Below are 16,514 nucleotides of genomic sequence, written 5' to 3'. Positions count from 1 at the left end.
CCTCCTAGAAACTAAAAAAGACGCCTTAATTGGCGTCCTCTAGTAGTTTTTCAACTTTTTCTTGTAGCACTTGCATAACTTCCACACTCTCTTCAACTGATAAATGCTCTAAATCGTGCTCTTCCGATGCTTTTTTGAACAGGAGTATAAGAGTAGTCAGATAGGCAGGATCGCTAATCGTTCGGAAATCTCTATCCTCTTGAATTGTTTTATCAATAGTCGGATGTTTAAACATGCCCATAACTTTAGGTCGATTTTCCGCGACGTACTGACGCCAATCTAGGAATGATATAATCTGATCCGTACCTGATCCTTCTTTTTGCGCCTTCACTGCTTTAGCTCTTAAGTCTCTCGCCCTTGCTCCGTATTCTTTTAGTTCCTCATTACTCATCATTATCTGTGTCGCCTCCTTCGATGATAGCCGTTACTTCCGCGTAGATCGCTTCTTGCTCCGATCGCTTAAGCCCTCCCTCGTTCAGTATCGCTACTTTATCGAGAACCGCCGCCGCTTTTGCGCCTAGTTCCGCGTTATAAGACGTCATGCGTTGTACCGCTTCCTGCGCGTCTAGTAAATCGTCGCCCGCCGCGTAGTCCGTGAAGCCAGTTTTTAACGTCGTCTCATAATGCCTATACTGTATTAGCAAAGATTTATAGAAGGTACTCGCTTGTCTTTGCATATACTTTTCTTTCGCGGCTACGTATAGCTTCGCGGAGTATAAGCCTGGCTCCGTATCATACCGCCCCGCGACGTAAAGACCGACTAGGTCGGTTTTGCTATCGTTGTATCGTTTGGCTAGTTGGTGATAAGGGATTTCAACCTCACCTGTCACCTTGTCCGTTACATACTCGTCGTTAATAATCTCGTCAAAATGCTTTCCTACAAATTCCATTTAATTCATCCTCTCGGTTATGTTTTTAGAAAAGAGAAAGACGCCAACTCAGGTGGAATCGACGCCTACTAGGGGTTTGACCGCTCCCCTCGGGTTATGACTCCGGGTTCATCGCGGTTGTAGATTAGATATTCAGTTGACCATTTGACTCCTTTTCTTCCGTGGTAGCGCTGATATTACTTACAGTTTCCGCAAATTCTGCCTCTTGTTTGTGTGCTTTGGTATCGGCTTCTAGCTCCTCGTCTACATACTCTTCCGGCTTTTCTTCCGGATGGGTAGCGAAATAATCCTCCGGATTACGGATATGTTGACCTATTTCCTTGCCGAATAATTCAACGGCTTTTTCCTCAAACATACCGCCATCATTTGCGATTTTCGGATTCTCAATTTGTTCGGAAGTGTATTCAAGAATTTGACGCGATCCTTTTACTTCCTCCGACTCGAATTTTTCGCGCAATCCTTCATATATTATGGACATTTCCTGTTTTGTAGTTGCTGCATCATCAGCAATTCCTAAGATGCTTTGAGATAAAGACAAAAAGTCATCTCTTACTAAGCTAGCTAAGTGGGGGTCTTTGATACTCGAAACGAATGAATTTAGTAGTTGTTTTGATAGCGATTCATTCGAACCTAGAGCTAGTTGCGTTTTTACCTCTCTTAATCTGTCATTAAACCTTTCTAACGTCACGGCATCTGGCGCCTTTGGTTTTTTATAGAATACTTTGTCTGCAATCTTATTAGCTTTAGTCAACTCCGCGACGTACTGCTGTTTTCGCGTTTGCATCTTCTTAAGCGCCTCAACCCCTGCTTTCTTTCGTGCATGGTCTATTTTGGCTAATTTTCCAGCAGATGTTAAGTGCTTATCTTGATTAATTTCTTTTAGTTGCTCATTTAATGGCGCTTTTTGTTCCAGCATGAAACCAGCCCAACCGCTTTGAATGTCGTAGGCGTTCTGTAGGTGTTTTTTAGCATCCTCATATTGGTTTGATAATTTCATAGTATCTTCTCCTTCTAATTGGGTTATTTTGAAGTGTTAGTCGGACCACCGATTGAGCGCTGTGTTTTCCGTCCTTTTTTCGTCTGATCTTCGTGTAGCAAGTACGGTCTTTCCGCAGCTAAGTTCTTAACCACGTCGTCCATGCCGTAAATCTCTGTCTTAGTCACTTGTAGCTCCGATAAATCAGCGAGCTTGTACGCATCATCAACGTACTTAATGCCCGCAGTTATCGCTTTAGAAATGAAGTCAGTTTGAATACGCGTTTTAGCTGATGCCTTTTCCGCGGCTTCTGCTCTACCTGTTAACTCGGCATTCTGTCTTTCGTAAGCTTCGATTAGTTCGTTAACTTCTTCCTGGGTATACGTTCTATTTTCTTCGCCCATGCTCGCCGCTCTCTTTCTTCGATCTATAGTCACCTATGCCTTTTATATGACTTAACGTCTCTAAAGCTTCGGGATCACCTCCCCAAACCTCCGAATTTATCCATCTGTGCGGTTTTTTAAACTCCTCACGCTTCATCATTAAATACCGCCTCCTCTTCCCTTTTCAATCGCTCCACTTTTCGCTCCAACTTCTCGACTTCATCCTGCACCACCGCGGTCGAAAGGAAGCACGTCACGTCTGGATCGTAACTCCGCGCCACCTGCCACGCTTTCTCCAACGCTATTAGCTTCGCTTCTTCAAAGAACGGTGTCCATACGCAATCCGTCTTTAACGCCACCACCTCGCCCGTCTCCGTGGAGATTGACCAATGCGTTAAATAACTTCCGTCTACGTGCGTCACCTTTACGTTGATATAAGCGGTGTTGTTTTGGTAAAACGGCTTGTCTACGCGGTTGTAATACGCCTCATTGCCGCCGTAATGTTCGAACACTCTCGCAATGCAATCCATTAAAAGCCCTCCTCATTTTTCGCATTTTATTTCTTCAATTCAAAAAGGTCTATCGCAGGGAGCGAAGACCTTTATAACTAATTTTTTTAACTTGTTGGATTTAAAAGTAAGTTATCAGTAATTATCTTACTTGCACTTGAACTATTGTCTAAAACTTTTACAGTCGAGCGAATAATATTATCCTTGCAAATTATGTCTGTAGTCGATGGTCCAAGCATTATACCGTTGTATGCACCTTGCACGTGATTACGCTGTATTTGTACACCGGTTACATTTGCTACATAGATCGCATCGACAGAATTCCTGATTACACTACTTTCGATTTGAAGACCCCTACCAACTCCCTCGGAAAATATGCCTTTAGGATTTTCCCCTTCAATATTGATCGATTTCAAACTAACATTATCAAAACTTCCTGTTATATTTACTAGCTTATTTGCATTAACATTCTGTGGTGAATTAGTTATATTCACCGCATTAATGGTCACATTTCTATTAGACCCTGTTAGAAACACAACATCAGATGTCTCGACTTGATTTTTACTTAACAGATTTTGAACAATTACGTTTTCACTTGATTGAAGATAAAAAGCACCTTTGGTATTTTCAAACATAAAATCACTAAGATGGGCACTTTCACAGTTTATAGCTCGCAGCGGCGATATAGCTCTACATCCATTAATAGACACGTCCGATACTCTAATTCTTTTGCCAGTTAAAAGAAGAGGAATGTTAGAAGTAAAAGTTGTAGGGTTTACCATCGCATGATTACTTATTTTAATGTTTGAAAAAAGAGTATCAGCATTGGTCTGATTTACTAGTAAAACATTACCCCAACAGTCATTAGAAGTAATTCCTAAAAATTGAGTGTTATCACAATCTGTAGTAACCATTATTGAAATGTTACACTTTTCGAATTCAACATTTAAAGTGTTCAATCTACTAACTGTAAGATTATCTTGGCATAGCGGATTAACACGTGAAGGGGTAGTAGGATTGGAAATTGTGTTTCTTATCATTTGAATTCCGTGTATTGCTGCATTAAATATATTGATATTACTAAGGTTACAGTCCCAAACTGACTTGATCACAAACCCAGAAAAGTAAGGTTTTTTGATTTGGATATTTGAGCAATTAACTTTACGCGATCCTAGTAAGAAAATACCGTAAAAATGAGGTTCATACATAGTTACATTGGAAATTGTAGTACCGTAACAAAATTCTAAGTTTATTTCACCGTTTCTAGAGGTTACATCTTTAATTAAGCTATAGTTACTATTATGGATAACTATGTCAACATCAAACTTACCGCTTAAAACAATACCGTTAGACCTTTCTATCTTTATGGTTTTATTAAATGCTTCTGAAGCAGTGACATAAATATCTTGACCAGGAAGTATATTGTTAAATGGATCATTTGAGTAAATCCTATTGTAGTCTACTGTAATTGTGTTGCCCTCTTTTGCAATTACAGAACCAGGATATCTACAAATATCATAATGATCTTCGGTGAAAACTGTTATTTGATTGCCTACTTCAAAATCAGAAGCATCTGATAAAACAAGCTTCTTTTGACTTTTATCAACAACCTCAATCGAAGATTTCGGAATCGTGTTTCCACTAAAATTACCTTCAATCATCAATCCCGGGCAGTTACTAAAATTGAGATTCTTCTTTAAAACAACATTACCTACACTAACTAACTTTAAAAATTTCTTATTGCTTATAGTAATCTCTGAATCAATTAAGTGGTTTTTTGGTAAAATTAAAGTCGAATAATCAGGTATTGTATTGATTGCATTAGCAATTGACAATGAATCGTCTGCTAGTCCGTCGCCAATTGCACCAAAATCCATGACACTAAACGATCTTTGAGTAATTTTGTCATTTAAATTATCGACCTCATAAAGTATTCTCTCAGGCAATGAACCTTTAGTAACACCATCACTAGCTATTCTTGAAGCAGCCACCTCCGCATTAGAATTACCATCTGAAATAACTTCGTCTAACTCGGCTCTTACTCTGTCCGCTTTTTTCTCCGCCCTATCTGATTGTTCCTTACTACTCTCTGAAAGCTTTTTTGCTTCTTGCGCAGTAGTAATCGTATTCCTAGAATTTGTATCTATAGCTTGAATATCTGACCAAATGTCATCCATATTATCGTTCATCTCAGTTCTTACTCGATCGAACCTTGCACCTATTTTTCTATATGGTCCTTTTGCCATATTAATCATCTCCAATTCATTTAATAGTTTGACGCTTAAATACGAGCTTCTAAGGTATTTGGTTTCGGACTAATCTAACGTGGCTATATCGTGCTTAAAACAAGGTGAAATCAAGCATTTACGCCTCGAAAGGTTAACTGTTACGTCTGTTTTTCGCCATTCCCTCGCGACTTCTCGTCCGTTTGCGATCTGCGGCGCAAGACGGGCAATATTTCTGCCGATTCGATTTACGCTCGAACGTGTCCGAACAACTAGCGCAGGTCTTAACGTTTCCATATACCGCTCCAAACTGCGACCAGTAGCGACGCTCTAGCTTGGCGTCATTCGGCAGTACCGCACGTTGAAAGTATGGGCAGCGCATCGGCTGACACGGCGCGTCGAGTACGTAACATGAACCGTCGGCTCCGTTGTGATTGGCGCACGTCGAGCGGGCGAGTCGATTAAATTCGGTATCTATGTCAATTACCTCCTAGTAAAATTGAGCACGACAAATAGCCCCGACGTGAGTGCCGTGGTAAATGGTGCGACGTCGCACGTTTTTAGTTGAATAGAACTTTAATAGCTTTCAATGACTCGGCGCTTCCTCCGAATACCACTCGCGGATTCACGATAACCCTAAGCTGGCGGCGATTGTTCGGATTCTGAACGGCTAGGAAAACGGGCTTACCTTCGATTTTAATAGCTTCGAGAGCGCGGCGTAGCTTGTGTGGGTCGCCGTAGTCCAGTAGCGTCGAAAGGTTGTCGAGATTCATAGGTTCCAGTAAATCTTCGTCCGATTCCGATGGGTTAAAGCAAATTATGTTAGTCTCGAAGTTTAGGAACGGCAGAACCTTGTAAATGACGCCTAGCTTCGAAAGCTGTCTTCCCTTAAACATTGCGTACAGGTCTTGAATTGTCTTTCTGAATACTCTTGTGTGTGCTAAGTCGCTAAGATCGTAGCCATTCGATTTGATTTCACCGCGGAAAAACAAGGTAGGATTCATGAATAGTTCGCCTTTGTCCGATTCGCTTAGTATCTCTTCGCTAATTAGCTTCTTAAAGAACTGGCTGAAACGTTTTGCTGACATACCAACCAACTCACATAGCCCGGCTTTGCGAATAATACGTCCATTAGCGTATTGTAGTCGGTTAGACTCCCACGCGACATATGAACCGATAAACAGTACTCTCGCGGCATCCTGTGCGTTTAGTTGCGGGAACCGGTCTTCGATCTGCCTAGCTTGAGTAAAGAATGCGAATATGAAGCCGCCGTTTTCTCGTTCGTGCTCCTGGATGGCGCTAATACTTCGGTAGGATTCGGCTTTCTTTCCGCTCGTCTTAACTGAAATATCGTAAAGGTGCGTGACGTCTCTGCCTTCTCGGTCATAAATAGCCGCGTTCTCTATTGTCTCGATTACATCGCCTTTTACTTTTCGATTCAAACTAGCCCAGGTACGTTGTTCTTGTAATTTATCTACTCCCAAATTGTAGCCTCCCTTTTAATACACTGCCTTGACGTCCCTTTTTCGATGCAAAACACTGCTTTGACGTACCCTAGTAAATCGTTCGAAACATCGTAAAAACCTTTATGTGGCGCATGATACAGCCGTTTCATTCCCATTTTAGCTGCTTCTTACTTATCTTAGTCAGACTATTCTTTAAAACCGTATGCACGAAAAATGCATCAATACAAGCCCATGCCGCTCACTTCGTTCACTCTGTCGTCGTCAAGCAAACCACTTTCCTAGACCATAAACCTTGTCGCGTTGCTCTAATACAGTAAGTACATCCGCGAAAAATGATATAACTGCATGAGTGGGCGAACTTCCCACGAAATGCCGGGCGTTAGCCCGTTACATCTTTCGTTAGATTAAACGTCTTAGCTATCGTCATTATTTCGATCATTCTTTCCGCGTCTATCCCGTAGACTTCCGAGACTTTCGCAGAGACTCGCGAACTCAGCGGCTTCTTTCCATTTTCCACATAGCAAATATAAGCGTCGGAAACGCCTACAGATTCACCAAAACCTCTTTGACTTAGTGCGAATACGCGACGTATAGCCGCGACTTGCTCCGCAGATAATTGCAATAGTAACGCCTCCTTTCGTTTGGTAGTTAATAGAAGCTAACCTCGTGACGAAAAAAATATATAAACTTTCCCTATTAAGCTAAGACAGCTAAACGAGTTTTTTATAAGGGTTCATGAATAGTCCCTCTCATAACGCTAGTCCAGCTAAAGGGGTAAAAGTTAACGTTTTGAAATGTGTAAGATTGTGTAACGACATGAAGTTAGATTTCCCTTCATAAAGCTAGTCCAGCTATTAGCAAAAAATACAACCCTGAAATATTTTTAGATTTAAACTTTCCCTATTAAGCTAAGACAGCTAAACTTGTTTTTGGTAGGGGTATTTTAATTTTACAAAAAAAAAAAGACGACCTCCCCTCGTCGGGAAATCGTCGGTACGTCTATACAACATCTTTTTCAAGCAATCTCGCCTCTCTAATGTCGTTTTGAATCCGCTTCCTATTTTCTTCCGCGCGGGCTAATCGTTCGCAAACGTCTTCCCATTCGTGCTTAAACATGTCGCGAAGGGGTAGAAGTTGCATGACTCGTTCCTTTACCTCTCGTTTAGATTTCAGCATCATTTCTAATTCTATGGAGTTTTGCTCGTTAAACTTACGGTTCTGTAGCAACTTGATTCGTTTATCAATCATACTTTGCCGCTTGTTGTAATAGTCGAAGTCTTCCTCTAACTCAAGCTTCAAGTTCTCGATTTCATCAAAAAATTTTCTCATGACGTCGGCTCCACGTCGACCGCGAGGATCGAAAGCAACTCGATCGCCTCGTAGCCGTCTATTTCATCGATAACCTGCTTCATTTGCGCTGTCCAGCGAAACGGAACGATATGAGAACCGAAGCAAAGCTCCGCGTCCTCTTCATCGTATACCTTGACGCTGATAACGTCTGTGATCGGATATGTAGCGATAGTGATTGACGGTGATCCGTCCTCGAATGAAACAATTTCCAAAAACTCCTCGAATGGCGGTGGAACTGGCTTAGGTCCTAAATTTAATAATGTCATAACATATTCCCTCCAATTTTGTTTTGTGGTATGATGTTATTGTGTAGTCGACTTGATGACTTGTCAACATCCTGACCAATAATTTAATATTACCATACATAATCAAGATGTCAACATCCTGACAAAACTTTTTTTTTGGAGGTTTTTTATGATCATAAATAAACTCGGCGAAATTATGCGCGAAAAAGGTTATTCTAACAAGCAAGTTGTGGAACTAACCGGCGTAAGCCGAAATACAATTAAAGGATTTGAGTCTAACGCTTCAAAAAGAATTGATTACGATACTTTGGATCGGTTGTGCGTAGGTTTGAATCTAATGCCAGGAGATTTATTGGTACATATTCCAAATAAAGAAGAGTAGTAGCCCCGCACCGCGAGGCTCTTTTCTATTGATCTAGCTCAAATTTCCAGTTGCCGTCCGCTTTAATGCTTATATAAATTACCATTCCTTCATATGCGGTGGTTATATGGTTCCCTTCATACGGTCCGATCTCATTTACAAGGGAGTCAATACTATTTCCCAAACCGTCATAGCGTCTAGCTATAAAGTTTGAATCACCATCATGCGAGAAAATAAGCTCATATAAACCATCACTAAGCACAATAGGTCCGATAAATGAATCACCCACACCTTCCCATACTGTAGATTCGTCTATTTCGATGGAGTATGCTGGATGAATAGTTACAGTCCAATCTCCATCACTTTTAGTTTGAAGAATATACTCTCCTTCATCTAATTGCATAATTGCTTTACCGCTATAATTACCTATTTCATTTACCAAAGACATAGAATCAGTGCCAGTTTCCACATCTTCTACGCGGACAATATAATTAGAGCTTGCATTGGTATTTTCTAGCTCAAACGCAGTCATTCCGTTAGAGCTTATCTCAAATACATGTGATCCTCCTCCATTTCCAGTTAATTTTTGTACTGGAAAAATTTCAGGATTACTTAATACTAATTCCTGTATCTCTAGGTGCAAAGAAGCTTCCGTTGTATCGACTTCGGGCGTTTCTTCAATATCCACTTCTACTTCGTCCTCGACTTCCTCCACTGGTGAGACATTTTGCGTCTCTACAGACTCAATTTCCGCCTGCGCTGCGTCATTCGTCGAGTTACACGCGGTTAAAGCTACGCTGAGCAGTCCAATGCTAAATAAGCTTAACGCCTTTTTCATAGTAATTTCCCCCATTTATGTAATAGTCTAATTAATCTTATCACACTCTCAGAACTTTATAACTATATAATTTACAGACGATTCCAGATGAAACTAAGGCGAAATTTAGGCGAGCCATTCCATAAACGGTTGATCTGCCGCCACTTCTCGCCTCTTCTCCGCTATTAGTACTTGGCGGAACGTCCCGTAGATATATGCGTACAGATCGCCTTTGATCCGATTCGTTTTCAGCGCGAACACCACCGTTTTAAGTGTTCGGCAAACTAAGCCGTCATATTCTCGTAGCGGCGCAAGTAGTTTCGCTTTTTCATAGGCAAGCTGAATACGTTGATGTACTTTGCTTATCTTCTCCGCGCCAAAGAACGGGGCTAACGTTTTTATAACCGCCTCGCTGACGTAATCAGGCGCAAAGTCGGCGGGCAGTTCAGCCGAGAAATTATTCCCCATGTCGTCGGCTACGTTATTACTAATCTTTTTGTTTTGTGCTTCGGTGTTTGCAAGTGCTTCATTCCGCGGATTTACCGATAGATCAGCTTTTGCGTCGCTACTTTCAGAGATTTCCGCCGCGGACACATTACCGGTCAGGAAGCGGACAATCGCTAGTTTGCCGACCTTAAAACGATCAATGACGCCATACTTTACTAACCGTGCGAGTGAACGTCTAATTGTCCGTTCTGACCTCTCCAATAAACGCGCCATTGTATCGGTACGTAACCAACTAACGCCCGGCACGCGGCAACTATGACCGCCCAGCAGACGAATGAGAGCGTGGTCGGTCGCGTTTAATGGTAGCGTTGGATCATCTAAAGTCGCGTAGATGGTGCCGTTTAGAGCCGCCACGTCCGCGTGGGTTGCGTATTCTTGTAGTTTCGTAATGTACATCGTTACCCCTCCGGTGAGGGCGCTTTCCTAAAAACGGCATCACTTAATAAACTTCTATTGACCTAATTTTGAAAAATTGGTACAATAAAAGAACGATATAGGAGTGTGTGCCCGCTAGCTGTTTGCCGCAACTAGCGCTATAGGGTACGCCTCTTTTTTTGTCTATAAGTTATTTAGTGGTGAAAAACTTTTATGTTTATCATTTACTTCGCTTGAATACAAGTTGACGTAGACTCTAACCATTTCCATAGTTGAGTGTCCTAGTATTTTTTGCAACTCAAATATGCCAGCACCATTCATAACACACATTTTCGCGAATGTATGGCGCATCGTATGAGGAGAGCACCTTACACCTTTTATATTTGCTTTATTTCCGTAATGGGCTACAATCTTTTGCATTGCCCCTCTTTTTAGCTGAGTTTCATCAATAGTTACAAACAAGTGCTCAGTCTCGCACGACCCTCTTAATTTTAAGTATCTTCTTAACTGTTCTTTCATCTTCGCTTGAATAGGCACATACCTGTGGAAGTGATTCTTAGTATTACGTATAAAAATTTGACCTTCGCTTAATTTAACATCCTCTACTAAAATTCCAGCAGCTTCATTTAAACGTATCCCTGTTTCTAATAGTAATAGCAAGAACGTGTAGTCTCGTTGTCCCGTAAAAGTTCTCTTATCAGGCGCATTTAACAATTGCTTTAATTGTTTAAGAGAGAAAGTCTCTACCTTACCTGTTCTTTCGCGCATTAACGGGTACCTCTCCATAGGATTACTGACGATATACTTACATTTATAAAGCCACCCGAAGAACGCCCTGATCGACCTCAGCTTCGTATTTATAGTGGCGGCTTTTAATTTTCGTACCATCTGCATATCCTCAACGTAGCTATTTATAATTTCTCGCGTAATCTCATGTATAAATAGATCGTGCTCTTGCTGAACCAGATACCCGCGGAAATCATTACACTCTCTTCGGTAATAAACAATCGTGTAATCACGCAAAGCTTTCCTTTTCGCGTCTGCAATAAACAAATCGAGTGCTTTGTCGTACGATAAGACCGCGCTGGTTAAAGTTTGTTCGACTATATCGAGCTGATGACCAATTAAAACGTTTCTACGTCTAGACGACAAAAAACCGCCTCCCCTTTTCGCTTAAAGAGAGACGGTAGGCACACGACTATTTTACGTTCCATTGTACGCAAAAAAGCGATCCTTAGCTTGCGCTAAAGACCGCCACATTAGACTTCACGATACCGGTGGTCGGGGTCGAACCGACACTCCAAAGGAACACGATTTTGAGTCGTGCGCGTCTGCCAATTCCGCCACACCGGCATAACAACTTATCGACAAGTAATAATATACCATCGTCAAAATGATTCGTCAACGTTTTTTTCTATTTTTAATAGTGATAATTGCATTCAATTCCCTAAAAAGATGTAAATGTTTAAGTACACTTCACAAGGGTACTAATAAGTACTAATAAATACCAATTCATTCAACATTTCACATAGGAGGATAGGATGATAAATAAATTCACTATGTCATTTTTTGTTTTATTACCTTTTATATGTTTAGCTGCTTGCAGTAATAATGTTCAAGTTGATCTGGACTCTTATGTTAATTCTGATGAGTTGCAGCAGCTTTCTCAAAAAGAGTTAGCAATTATGTCTGAATTTGAAAAGCTTACGATTGGTGAAATCGAACCGGATGACGCCGCTGACTTTTTAGCTGAATATGTCATTTATCCGTATAGTGAATTTGTTTCTGATTTAGAAACGATTCGTCCAGCTACATCTGAAGTAAGTGACTTGCACAACCTTTATATCGAAGCAGCATCAACTCGATTGGAAGGCTATCATCTTTCAGAAGAGTTTATTGCAAGCCTCGGCTCTGATCCTATGACAATAGCAAATGACACGTTGATGGAAGCGAGCTCCCTTATGCACCATTATAGAGAAGAATTAGCACTATTAGCGGAAGAACATGATGTCGTTGTTAAGTAATCAAGTATAAGAAAGAAGAAACTATTGAGCTTCTTCTTTCTTCATCCATTATTTTATGAAACAAAGCGCAATACCATAACCACAGTCAGCGTTATAAGCCTTTGTTAGCTTCATGACTTTTACATTCCCTTTTTCACTAGGTTCTCCTATTCCATTAATGGCCATTAAATAATCACCTATTTGTACATCTTCATTTACGCGTACATATACTTGGCCCATCATGCCTACAATATTCCATTCGTCTCGTTCTTTGCGGTCTACATAGGGTTCATTGTAATCAAACATAGGGTTCTCTAATGGTAATAGAACACTCTCTTCGCGATAGCTTGGCAATGTGTTCCCTTTTTCGTCTACATCGTATGTGCGAACACGCTGTGGTTCAAGTATTAAACCACCAAATTCGTTTGTTAAATAACGGTTCTTCCAGTGGAATGATGCTTCACCTAATACAACACCCGCCGTTTCCGTAATAACACCAATAATAATGTCATCCTTATTTGCTAGTTGAACTTTGTCCTCTTTTAATGTCACTAACATACCCGTTTCAATTGGCTTTCCATCTACACTTTCAAAGTACTCAGCAAAATCTGTGAATGTACTTGAACCTGTAATTTGTCCAGAAGCTCTAATCGTTCCGTTCCTACTATTAAGCTCCCATTTACGATTGGAGCTGCTTGAATTTCCTGAAGCACCATATCCCCCTACTACTGAATAACTAGTGGGATTACTTGTTAGGTTACTCGCAAGCACCATTGAACCAAATCCTCCATTTGGCTGACCTGCAATCGCTGCACTTGAACTTATTATGCTACTTCGAGGACCACGTGCTCTAGAATTACCTGCACTTCCTACTACAACAGAGCCTTCGCCTTCTGCATGTGAATTAGATGAAGCTGCCACCATCGTTTTGGATTGAATGGCTGTAGGTGAAGCTGTACTTGCAAGTATAATCGATTGATCATGTGTTGGCTCTCCAGTGCTAGATGCCAACCTAGCGCCACCTGAAATAACCGTAATTGGGTTAGTGTATCGAACGCCACCGCTGATTACAGCAGTTTCATACCCGCTTGCATTTACATGACTAATATTAATTGAATTTGTTGTTGACTCAACAGCATTCTTTCCACCATTTCTTGAGTGGATGGCATTAACACCATTAACCGTTACATGACTATGTCCGCTTCCTACGAAAATCCCATTGTTATCACCAGCGTCGTAAAGGTTGATATTGTTTAATGAAATATGGTTTCCTCGGTTGCTTCCCCCATAAACAATGACACCATCACTTGCACGATGAAATCTACTAATATTCACACCATTCAAAGTGACATTCCTAGCTTTATACTGAATCGCAACGACAGGACCATTTCGAAAATCATACGATTCATCACCAATTGCAGTAAAATTTGTAATGCTTACGTTCGTATATGCACTTATAACAAGTGCACGAGGGTCAATATTGTTTTGAAACCCTTTTTTATTATTAGGATGCAAAGCAACAAGGTTTGTAGCCGTTAAATGAAAAGCCGTCGTTGAATCTGGATCTTCCCCTGTATGATGACCGATGTGTCGAAAATTATAGCTTCGAGCATCTTCTTTTGAAATATGTCCATTAATATGCACATTGCTAGCAGCGCTAGAATTATCATGTGCTTTTATTTCAATTCCACCGTAGCAACCGGAAGTATAATTATTCGTCAGGAGTATGTGACGGCTCCCATCGTCAATCTCTATTCCATTTTGATTTCCTCTCGTTGAAGGATCATACGCATAACAATTTGATAGAGTAATGAATTCACTGTGGTGTGTTGTAAAGCCGTCATCAACCCAGTCAGTCGCTTTGCATGAATCGATCCATACGTATTGTGATGGCCCACTATCAACCGTCCCGTCTCCACCATAATGGTAGTCTAGTCCTGTCGAAGTAACATCAAATCCATGTAGGGTGCTATTATACGCGAAAACATTCGTAATCCAAGCGTATTTGACTCCGTGAAGCGTTAAACAACTAGAACGACTTCCTCCAGCAGGTTCTGCACCTCTTCGTCTATTTCCATCTAAGCTCAGATTTTTGACAACAATATACTCTCCACCATTATCTTTGTCTTTTACGGATACGGTCCATTCTTCGTTCGCTGCTGTATCGGGTGTCTGTATAGTGGTGAGCTCCATACCTTGACCTTCTAAAACGGTTCGATTTGGGAGCCGAACCGTTGCAAAATATCGTTTAGGACCAAGAATCAATTTAACGTTTCCGTCCCCTAGCGCCTCTTCAAAATAGGGCGTTTGATCTTCTTCACTTGCACCCTCTGGTATGAAATCATCAATGTAAACGACCCGTGCATCTTCAATTTGCGCGACAGTATTGCTTAATTGATCAAAAGATTGCTCCATTTGCTTTTCCATTGCTTTCACCTCTTTTTTATGTAGCTACTAAACGGTAGCTCTTTATAGAGAGAGAAGCAGTATTGAAAAAAACAAAAAAACCAGCTTAAATTAAACTGGTTTTAAAAAAAGCGCGCCCGAGAGGAGTCGAACCCCTAACCTTCTGATCCGTAGTCAGACGCTCTATCCAATTGAGCTACGGGCGCTTACTATGAGAAATGGTGCCGAGGGCCGGACTTGAACCGGCACGGTTGTCACCAACCGCAGGATTTTAAGTCCTGTGTGTCTGCCAATTCCACCACCCCGGCATGTATGTAAGGACCATCTCATATTTATTAAATTGTTGGAGGCGGTAACCGGATTTGAACCGATGATAAGGGTTTTGCAGACCCCTGCCTTACCACTTGGCTATACCGCCTTAGGATAAACAAAGAGCGGAAGACGAGATTCGAACTCGCGACCCCCACCTTGGCAAGGTGGTGTTCTACCACTGAACTACTTCCGCAAAAATGGCTGGGCTACCTGGGATCGAACCAGGGAATGACGGAATCAAAATCCGTTGCCTTACCGCTTGGCTATAGCCCAATAATGGGGCGACCGATGGGAATCGAACCCACGAATGCCGGAACCACAATCCGGTGCGTTAACCACTTCGCCACGATCGCCGTAATCAATTTAATTAAATAATGGCAGGGGTAGTAGGAATCGAACCCACATCAAAGGTTTTGGAGACCTTCGTTTTACCATTAAACTATACCCCTAGGATGGTGGAGGGGGACGGATTCGAACCGCCGAACCCGGAGGGAGCGGATTTACAGTCCGCCGCGTTTAGCCACTTCGCTACCCCTCCACTTTGAAAAGACAATACTTATCTTACCTAATACCGCTAGTTCTGTCAACAACTTTTTTCAGTGGTGCCGGCCAGAGGACTTGAACCCCCAACCTACTGATTACAAGTCAGTTGCTCTACCAATTGAGCTAGACCGGCAAAAGTAAGTGGTGGCTCGGGACGGAATCGAACCGCCGACACACGGATTTTCAGTCCGTTGCTCTACCAACTGAGCTACCGAGCCTTATGTATGGCGGTCCGGACGGGACTCGAACCCGCGACCTCCTGCGTGACAGGCAGGCATTCTAACCAACTGAACTACCGGACCATATGTTTTGGTTGCGGGGGGCGGATTTGAACCACCGACCTTCGGGTTATGAGCCCGACGAGCTACCAGACTGCTCCACCCCGCGTCGTTAAAAATAATGGTGACAACATCATATAAAAATGAAAATAAATGGTGGAGGATGACGGGATCGAACCGCCGACCCCCTGCTTGTAAGGCAGGTGCTCTCCCAGCTGAGCTAATCCTCCAATATAGTATGCATCTGTTTAAAAATGGTGACCCGTACGGGATTCGAACCCGTGTTACCGCCGTGAAAGGGCGGTGTCTTAACCGCTTGACCAACGGGCCATTACACTAATTTACGATTTTTTATGTATGAATATAATCTGGCGGAGAGCGAGGGATTCGAACCCTCGAGACGGTTTTACACCGCCTACACGATTTCCAATCGTGCTCCTTCGGCCAGCTCGGACAGCTCTCCAGCTATGGCTCCACAGGCAGGATTCGAACCTGCGACCGATCGGTTAACAGCCGATAGCTCTACCACTGAGCTACTGTGGAAAATGTATTTATGTAAGCCTGGCAACGTCCTACTCTCACAGGGGGAAGCCCCCAACTACCATCGGCGCAAAAGAGCTTAACGACCGTGTTCAGCATGGGAACGGGTGTGACCTCTTTGCTATTGCCACCAGACTTATTTTGACGTCAGATCAACGGCGAATCTCTTCGTCCTATTTGTGTCTTTCTGTCAGTCACGTACGCAAGTACGCTCCTTCCTTCAAGCACTTCTAGTCCTCGATCTTCTTGTTGCTCTTTGTCAAAGGAATGAAATCCTTCTTGTTAAAAAGAATCGGTGATTCTTTCAAAACTAAATCAAATCATCATA

At 42.0% G+C, this 16,514-nt stretch carries 17 protein-coding genes, 17 tRNA genes, 1 rRNA gene and 1 pseudogene; 2 read left to right on the top strand and 34 right to left on the bottom strand.

Going from position 1 to position 16,514, the window contains the following annotated elements; translation table 11 throughout:
- Positions 1 to 25: 25 nt before the first annotated feature.
- The 12 genes and pseudogenes from PQ477_RS14745 to PQ477_RS14695 form a co-directional block, all read right to left on the bottom strand.
- Positions 26 to 394, bottom strand: a complete 369-nt coding sequence (locus tag PQ477_RS14745; protein WP_274272336.1) for a hypothetical protein — start codon at positions 392 to 394, stop codon at positions 26 to 28.
- Positions 384 to 890: a hypothetical protein gene (locus tag PQ477_RS14740; protein ID WP_274272335.1), complete on the bottom strand. Its 507-nt coding sequence runs from the start codon at positions 888 to 890 to the stop codon at positions 384 to 386. Before PQ477_RS14740 ends, PQ477_RS14745 begins: the two co-directional genes overlap by 11 nt.
- 124 nt (positions 891 to 1,014) lie before the next feature.
- A complete protein-coding gene (locus PQ477_RS14735) occupies positions 1,015 to 1,887 on the bottom strand; it encodes a hypothetical protein (RefSeq protein WP_274272333.1) in 873 nt (290 codons plus the stop codon).
- A 23-nt stretch (positions 1,888 to 1,910) separates the two neighbouring features.
- Positions 1,911 to 2,270, bottom strand: a complete 360-nt coding sequence (locus tag PQ477_RS14730) for a phage scaffolding protein (protein WP_274272332.1) — start codon at positions 2,268 to 2,270, stop codon at positions 1,911 to 1,913.
- A 125-nt stretch (positions 2,271 to 2,395) separates the two neighbouring features.
- A complete protein-coding gene (locus PQ477_RS14725) occupies positions 2,396 to 2,779 on the bottom strand; it encodes a hypothetical protein (RefSeq protein ID WP_274272330.1) in 384 nt (127 codons plus the stop codon).
- 86 nt (positions 2,780 to 2,865) lie between these two features.
- Positions 2,866 to 5,004 carry a hypothetical protein gene (locus PQ477_RS14720; protein ID WP_274272328.1) on the bottom strand — a complete coding sequence of 713 codons (2,139 nt, stop codon included), beginning with the start codon at positions 5,002 to 5,004 and terminating at the stop codon, positions 2,866 to 2,868.
- A 69-nt stretch (positions 5,005 to 5,073) separates the two neighbouring features.
- Positions 5,074 to 5,280, bottom strand: coding sequence for a hypothetical protein (locus PQ477_RS14715; protein WP_274272327.1), 207 nt, complete (start codon positions 5,278 to 5,280; stop codon positions 5,074 to 5,076).
- A 37-nt stretch (positions 5,281 to 5,317) separates the two neighbouring features.
- Positions 5,318 to 5,461 (bottom strand): annotated as a pseudogene (locus tag PQ477_RS20970) (cysteine-rich VLP protein); the annotation flags it as partial.
- Between the two features lie 82 nt (positions 5,462 to 5,543).
- A complete protein-coding gene (locus PQ477_RS14710) occupies positions 5,544 to 6,467 on the bottom strand; it encodes a hypothetical protein (protein WP_274272326.1) in 924 nt (307 codons plus the stop codon).
- Between the two features lie 361 nt (positions 6,468 to 6,828).
- Positions 6,829 to 7,071 carry a helix-turn-helix domain-containing protein gene (locus PQ477_RS14705; protein ID WP_274272325.1) on the bottom strand — a complete coding sequence of 81 codons (243 nt, stop codon included), beginning with the start codon at positions 7,069 to 7,071 and terminating at the stop codon, positions 6,829 to 6,831.
- Positions 7,072 to 7,448: 377 nt separating this feature from the next.
- Positions 7,449 to 7,778 (bottom strand): hypothetical protein, encoded by a 330-nt coding sequence (locus tag PQ477_RS14700; protein ID WP_274272323.1) that lies wholly within the window; start codon positions 7,776 to 7,778, stop codon positions 7,449 to 7,451.
- On the bottom strand, positions 7,775 to 8,065 hold the full coding sequence (locus PQ477_RS14695; RefSeq protein ID WP_274272322.1) for a hypothetical protein: 291 nt from the start codon (positions 8,063 to 8,065) through the stop codon (positions 7,775 to 7,777). The genes PQ477_RS14700 and PQ477_RS14695 overlap by 4 nt, the downstream gene beginning before the upstream one ends.
- Positions 8,066 to 8,213: 148 nt before the next feature.
- On the opposite strand from PQ477_RS14695, the gene PQ477_RS14690 reads away from it, so the two are divergent.
- Positions 8,214 to 8,426, top strand: coding sequence for a helix-turn-helix domain-containing protein (locus PQ477_RS14690; protein WP_274272321.1), 213 nt, complete (start codon positions 8,214 to 8,216; stop codon positions 8,424 to 8,426).
- 25 nt (positions 8,427 to 8,451) lie between these two features.
- Here the strand turns inward: PQ477_RS14690 and PQ477_RS14685 are convergent, their stop codons facing one another.
- From PQ477_RS14685 to PQ477_RS14670, 4 genes are all read right to left on the bottom strand, one after another.
- Positions 8,452 to 9,243 (bottom strand): hypothetical protein, encoded by a 792-nt coding sequence (locus PQ477_RS14685; RefSeq protein WP_274272319.1) that lies wholly within the window; start codon positions 9,241 to 9,243, stop codon positions 8,452 to 8,454.
- A 105-nt stretch (positions 9,244 to 9,348) separates the two neighbouring features.
- Positions 9,349 to 10,125, bottom strand: a complete 777-nt coding sequence (locus tag PQ477_RS14680; RefSeq protein ID WP_274272317.1) for a hypothetical protein — start codon at positions 10,123 to 10,125, stop codon at positions 9,349 to 9,351.
- Positions 10,126 to 10,287: 162 nt separating this feature from the next.
- Positions 10,288 to 11,256: a tyrosine-type recombinase/integrase gene (locus PQ477_RS14675; protein WP_274272316.1), complete on the bottom strand. Its 969-nt coding sequence runs from the start codon at positions 11,254 to 11,256 to the stop codon at positions 10,288 to 10,290.
- A gap of 120 nt (positions 11,257 to 11,376) precedes the next feature.
- Positions 11,377 to 11,457: transfer RNA gene (locus tag PQ477_RS14670), tRNA-Leu, on the bottom strand.
- A gap of 188 nt (positions 11,458 to 11,645) precedes the next feature.
- Here PQ477_RS14670 and PQ477_RS14665 point away from each other — a divergent pair.
- The gene (locus tag PQ477_RS14665) at positions 11,646 to 12,128 is read left to right on the top strand and encodes a hypothetical protein (RefSeq protein WP_274272315.1); all 483 of its coding nucleotides are present in this window, start codon (positions 11,646 to 11,648) and stop codon (positions 12,126 to 12,128) included.
- Between the two features lie 48 nt (positions 12,129 to 12,176).
- Here the strand turns inward: PQ477_RS14665 and PQ477_RS14660 are convergent, their stop codons facing one another.
- The 18 genes from PQ477_RS14660 to rrf form a co-directional block, all read right to left on the bottom strand.
- Complete coding sequence (locus PQ477_RS14660) at positions 12,177 to 14,534, bottom strand: peptidase G2 autoproteolytic cleavage domain-containing protein (RefSeq protein ID WP_274272314.1); 2,358 nt, start codon at positions 14,532 to 14,534, stop codon at positions 12,177 to 12,179.
- Positions 14,535 to 14,645: 111 nt separating this feature from the next.
- Positions 14,646 to 14,719, bottom strand: a tRNA-Arg gene (locus tag PQ477_RS14655).
- Positions 14,720 to 14,732: 13 nt separating this feature from the next.
- A tRNA-Leu gene (locus PQ477_RS14650) sits at positions 14,733 to 14,821 on the bottom strand.
- A 36-nt stretch (positions 14,822 to 14,857) separates the two neighbouring features.
- A tRNA-Cys gene (locus PQ477_RS14645) sits at positions 14,858 to 14,931 on the bottom strand.
- Positions 14,932 to 14,946: 15 nt separating this feature from the next.
- Positions 14,947 to 15,018: transfer RNA gene (locus tag PQ477_RS14640), tRNA-Gly, on the bottom strand.
- 5 nt (positions 15,019 to 15,023) lie between these two features.
- A tRNA-Gln gene (locus PQ477_RS14635) sits at positions 15,024 to 15,098 on the bottom strand.
- A gap of 4 nt (positions 15,099 to 15,102) precedes the next feature.
- Positions 15,103 to 15,178: transfer RNA gene (locus PQ477_RS14630), tRNA-His, on the bottom strand.
- Between the two features lie 22 nt (positions 15,179 to 15,200).
- A tRNA-Trp gene (locus PQ477_RS14625) sits at positions 15,201 to 15,274 on the bottom strand.
- 4 nt (positions 15,275 to 15,278) lie between these two features.
- Positions 15,279 to 15,363, bottom strand: a tRNA-Tyr gene (locus tag PQ477_RS14620).
- Positions 15,364 to 15,425: 62 nt separating this feature from the next.
- Positions 15,426 to 15,501: transfer RNA gene (locus PQ477_RS14615), tRNA-Thr, on the bottom strand.
- Positions 15,502 to 15,510: 9 nt separating this feature from the next.
- Positions 15,511 to 15,586, bottom strand: a tRNA-Phe gene (locus tag PQ477_RS14610).
- A gap of 7 nt (positions 15,587 to 15,593) precedes the next feature.
- Positions 15,594 to 15,670 (bottom strand) — tRNA-Asp (locus PQ477_RS14605).
- A gap of 8 nt (positions 15,671 to 15,678) precedes the next feature.
- Positions 15,679 to 15,755 (bottom strand) — tRNA-Met (locus PQ477_RS14600).
- Between the two features lie 45 nt (positions 15,756 to 15,800).
- Positions 15,801 to 15,876 (bottom strand) — tRNA-Val (locus tag PQ477_RS14595).
- A gap of 25 nt (positions 15,877 to 15,901) precedes the next feature.
- Positions 15,902 to 15,976: transfer RNA gene (locus PQ477_RS14590), tRNA-Glu, on the bottom strand.
- A gap of 39 nt (positions 15,977 to 16,015) precedes the next feature.
- A tRNA-Ser gene (locus PQ477_RS14585) sits at positions 16,016 to 16,109 on the bottom strand.
- A gap of 5 nt (positions 16,110 to 16,114) precedes the next feature.
- A tRNA-Asn gene (locus PQ477_RS14580) sits at positions 16,115 to 16,189 on the bottom strand.
- A 16-nt stretch (positions 16,190 to 16,205) separates the two neighbouring features.
- Positions 16,206 to 16,321, bottom strand: a 5S ribosomal RNA gene (gene rrf, locus PQ477_RS14575).
- Positions 16,322 to 16,514: the final 193 nt, after the last annotated feature.

This window comes from Shouchella hunanensis (assembly GCF_028735875.1).
In the GTDB taxonomy this organism is placed as follows: Bacteria; Bacillota; Bacilli; order Bacillales; family Bacillaceae_D; genus Shouchella; species Shouchella hunanensis.
The sequence above is the reverse complement of the archived record's forward strand: the minus strand, read 5'-3'. Positions and strand labels throughout refer to the sequence as shown.